The sequence below is a fragment of the Mesorhizobium sp. M7D.F.Ca.US.004.03.1.1 genome, from assembly GCF_003998635.1.
Classification (GTDB): Bacteria; Pseudomonadota; Alphaproteobacteria; order Rhizobiales; family Rhizobiaceae; genus Mesorhizobium; species Mesorhizobium loti.
In genome coordinates this window covers 1-3,864 of sequence record NZ_RZQG01000582.1, presented here as the reverse complement: position 1 = coordinate 3,864, position 3,864 = coordinate 1, and the positions used below count along the sequence as shown (strand labels likewise).

Annotated in this window: 3 protein-coding genes and 1 pseudogene; 1 reads left to right on the top strand and 3 read right to left on the bottom strand. The window is 63.3% G+C overall.

The window, feature by feature from the left end; all coding sequences use genetic code 11:
- Positions 1-55 precede the first annotated feature (55 nt).
- The 3 genes from EN935_RS25805 to EN935_RS25795 all read right to left on the bottom strand — a co-directional run bounded on the left by EN935_RS25805 (position 56) and on the right by EN935_RS25795 (position 3,189).
- Positions 56-1,000, bottom strand: coding sequence for an alpha/beta hydrolase (locus tag EN935_RS25805; RefSeq protein ID WP_127262269.1), 945 nt, complete (start codon positions 998-1,000; stop codon positions 56-58).
- Positions 1,001-1,010: 10 nt separating this feature from the next.
- Positions 1,011-2,159 carry a Gfo/Idh/MocA family oxidoreductase gene (locus EN935_RS25800; RefSeq protein WP_127262268.1) on the bottom strand — a complete coding sequence of 383 codons (1,149 nt, stop codon included), beginning with the start codon at positions 2,157-2,159 and terminating at the stop codon, positions 1,011-1,013.
- A 268-nt stretch (positions 2,160-2,427) separates the two neighbouring features.
- Positions 2,428-3,189, bottom strand: a complete 762-nt coding sequence (locus tag EN935_RS25795) for a DeoR/GlpR family DNA-binding transcription regulator (RefSeq protein ID WP_126068254.1) — start codon at positions 3,187-3,189, stop codon at positions 2,428-2,430.
- Between the two features lie 162 nt (positions 3,190-3,351).
- Between EN935_RS25795 and EN935_RS25790 the strand changes: the two are divergent.
- A pseudogene (locus EN935_RS25790) lies at positions 3,352-3,864 on the top strand (aldolase); the annotation flags it as partial.

The following is a 3,864-nucleotide window of genomic DNA, read 5'->3' as shown; positions in this document are numbered from 1 at the left end:
GGCGCGCACGGTCAAGCTTGGCGCCACCCTGGTGATGCGTCAGTCGGCCTGATCGTCAGCGACCCCTCTCGAATTGGCGCCAGGCAGCCACCGCCTCGGCCACCGCTTGCCGGGCAGCGGGAATGTGGCGCCCCATCGAGATGAAGCCATGTATCTGGCCCGACCACTGCCGCAGGATCACAGGCACGTCCGCGGCTTGCAGGCGCGCCGCATAGGCGGCCCCTTCGTCGGCGAGGATGTCGCAGCCGGCCAGCGCCACGAAGGCCGGCGCGACGCCGGCAAGATCAGGCGCCAGCAAGGGCGAGACGCGCCAGTCCATGATGTCGTCGGGCGTTCGCACATAATGGTCGCGGAACCATGCCATGGTGGTTGCGGTGAGCCCGAAGCCTTCGCCGAAACGCCGGTAGCTGTCCGATGTCTGCCGTGCATCGGTGTTGGGGTAGATCAGGATCTGCGCGGCAAGCGGCGGCGTCAGACCATCGCGGGCGAGCAGCGCCAGCACGGTGGCGAGATTGCCGCCGGCGCTGTCGCCGGCAACGCCGATGCGCGCTTTGTCGATGCCGAGAGCGGCGGCGCTCTGCGCCATGAAGCGAAGTGTCGCCAGGCAATCCTCCAGCCCGGCGGGAAATTTGTGTTCCGGCGCCAGGCGATAATCGGGGCAGACAATGACGGCGTTGCCGAGATTGGCCATTGAGCGGCAGATCTCGTCATGCGAATCGAGATTGCCGATGACCCAGCCGCCGCCATGCAGATAGAGCAACGCCGGCGCCCCGCTTTGCGGTGCGCCGGCGCCGCGATGGATGCGGACGGTGATGGGGCCGTTCGGCCCGTCGATCTGCCGTTCCAAAGTCGTTGCGACCGGTTCGTGCTCGCCCTGCAGCGTCGGGAACGAGGCGTTGTAAGCGGCGCGTGCTGCCGCCACGCTACCGTTCTCGAACGGCGCGCCGCCGGCCGCGCGACCGATGTCGAGGACGCGCAGCGCATCCGGATCGAGCGTCATGATCATACCCTCAGGCCAGCAGGTCGCTTGCCTCTTCCTCGGTCAGCAGGGCCGGCTGGACGATATCGCCCGAGACGGCGACCGAGCCCCGTGTTTCACCGGAGCGCAGGATCGCCTCCATGATCTCCAGCACATGCAACGCAAGGCTGCCGGAGGCGCGTGGCGTGTTGCCGGTTTGAAGCGAGCGCACCAGATCGGCGACACCGAGCATGCGGTAGTTGGCGCGGTCGGGCGCCGCATAAGGCCAGTTGCGGGCGCCATAGAGATCGCCCTCGCTGGCAAAATCCTTCCACTCGGTGCCGCGTTCCGACAGCGACACGGTGCCGCCGAACGTGTCGGGGTCGGGCAAGCGCAGCGAGCCCTCCGTGCCGTGCAGCTCGATCGGATGATTGGAGTGGCGAAAGACATCCCACGACGCGACGAAGGTGACGGTCGCACCAGAGCGGAACTCGAGCAACGACAACACGTTGGTCGGCGTGCCGACCTTGAATGTGGTGTTCTTGAATGGCCCTTCGGCTGATATCAGCCGCTCCTCCTGGCCGCGCGTCGCCATCGCCATGACGCGCTCGACCGGGCCTAGCAGATTGACCAGCATGGTCAGGTAGTAAGGCCCCATGTCGAACACCGGGCCACCGCCCGGCTGATAGTAGAATTGCGGGTTGGGGTGCCAATGCTCCATGCCGCGGCCCATCATGAAGGCGGTGCCGGTGACCGGGCGGCCGATGGCGCCCTCGTCCATCAGCCGGCGGGCGCGGCGTCCGGCTGCACCGAGAAAAGTGTCGGGCGCCGAGCCGAGCAGCAGGCCGCGTGACCTCGCCTCGTTGACCAGGCGCTGTCCATCGGCGGCCGAGGTGGCGAGCGGCTTTTCGGTGAAGACGTGCTTGCCGGCCGAAAGTGCGGCCAACGAAATGTCGAAATGCGCCGCCGGAATGGTCAGGTTGAGGACAAGATCGATCTCGGGGTCGGCCAGCAGCGCATCGACGCCGAGCGCCCTTATACCATATTCCTTCGCCCGCACCGCCGCCATGTCGGCCGAAATATCGGCGCAGGCGCGCAACTCGATGCCGCCGAAGAGGGCGGCATTGCGCAGATAGGTCATCGAGATGTTGCCGCATCCGATGACGCCGATCCCGAGTTTCGTCTTTGATTTTCCGTGCATTTTCGATCGTACCTCCCAACGCGGTCATCGTCTGTCGAATCCGTCCAGCCGGTAACGGATCGCTTTCGCAAAGGGCTATACAACATTTTAAATATTGACGCGCGTAAAATTTTTATACAACATGCGAAAATGCTGGCGCGATATCGGGAGGCTGCCAGCCCTAGGAGGAGAAAATGATAGACATGAAAAAACGGCCGACCGCCGCTGCGGATTCCGTGGGTTGTGAGCGCAATGGATATTTCCGTCACGGCCAGGGACCGCGACGGGGTCAGGCATAGATCACCTTGGCCCCGGTCCTATCAAGCTGGCTGCGTATCGGGCCGGACAGGCCATCGTCGGTGATCACAACATCGACGCTCGACAGGGAAAAGGCCTTGGAGGTCCCGCTGACGCCCCATTTGCTCGAATCCGCAAGGAGGACAACGCGCCGGGCCATGCGCACGAGGTTTCGCTTCGTTCGCGCCATGTCTTCGTTCACGTCGACCACATCCAGTGACGAGTCAATCGCATGCGCTCCAACAAAGACCTGATGCGCTACCAAGCCGCCGAGAGCCGTGTCGGCATCGGTGATCAGCGTGCTCACCGTGTCTGGATAGACCCGGCCACCGATCATGTGAACGTCGAGCCCGGGCCGATGCATCAGGTGCTGCACGATATTCATCGCCGTGGCCGCGACCACGACATTGCTGAGCGGAGGTAACAGCATGGCAACCTGCATCAACGTCGAGCCGCCGTCGAAGATGACCGATTGGTTGTCCTCGAACAGTTCTGCCGCTGCCCGGGCGATGCGTTTCTTTGCATCGAGGTTTGTTTGCATTCGCCGGGCGAACGCGGCCGTGGTCGAATCTGTGGTCCGGGTCACCGCGCCTCCACGGGTCTTGGTCAGCAGTCCCTTGCGGTCCAGTATCTCGAGGTCGGAGCGCACCGTGACTTCCGACACGCCAAAATCGTCTGACAGGTCCTTGATGCGAACCTGTCCGCTGCGTTGCACTTCACCCAGGATCGATTGGCGTCTCTGCTCTGACAACATTGCCCTGTCCTTGCCTCCATGCGCCAAGCGATCGCCCTGGCCTCGGTTCACTCTACCAAAAATATGCGAATTCGAAAGCTTTCGAAAGATTGCATTTATCATTTCTTTCGCAAACACTGGGTCTAGGGTTTTTAAATCAATCGATTGGAGAGTTTTGGACTCATGAGCCTCGGAACCAAGGTGCGCCTGGCGCGCCTCTTCTCACACCCATCGGGAAATCTTTTTGGCGGCGCGGTCGACCACTTTGTCGGCTATGGCGACGTGCGCAAAGGAGGTCTTGCCGACCTGCCGGGCGCGCTTGCACGCGTCATGGTGGGCAAACCCGACTACGTCAGCATCCAGCCTGGCACCGCGCGTCATCTATGGCCGCAATACGCGGGCAAGGCTTCCCTGGTGATCCAGGCCGGCTGCTTCACCCCAGACGATCGCATCAGTGAACTGATTGCAACGCCCGAGGATGCGGTGCGCGCTGGCGCCGATGCGTTGGCCGTGGCCATTCCGGTGCGCGGCGCGACCGAGGGCAAATACATACGCTGGCTGACCGATTCGGTGAATGCGGCGGCCCGTTACGGCATGCCGGTGGTGGCGCATATCTACCCTCGCGATTTCACCGACGGGGCAAAAATCGTCTTCACCCCCGACGAGATCGCCTATGCGGCACGCATCGGCTACGAG

Coding starts and splice junctions, on each gene's coding strand:
- EN935_RS25800 (WP_127262268.1), bottom strand. CDS start 2,159: ATGCACGGAAAATCAAAGACGAAACTCGGGATCGGCGTCATCGGATGC.
- EN935_RS25795 (WP_126068254.1), bottom strand. CDS start 3,189: ATGTTGTCAGAGCAGAGACGCCAATCGATCCTGGGTGAAGTGCAACGC.
- EN935_RS25805 (WP_127262269.1), bottom strand. CDS start 1,000: ATGACGCTCGATCCGGATGCGCTGCGCGTCCTCGACATCGGTCGCGCG.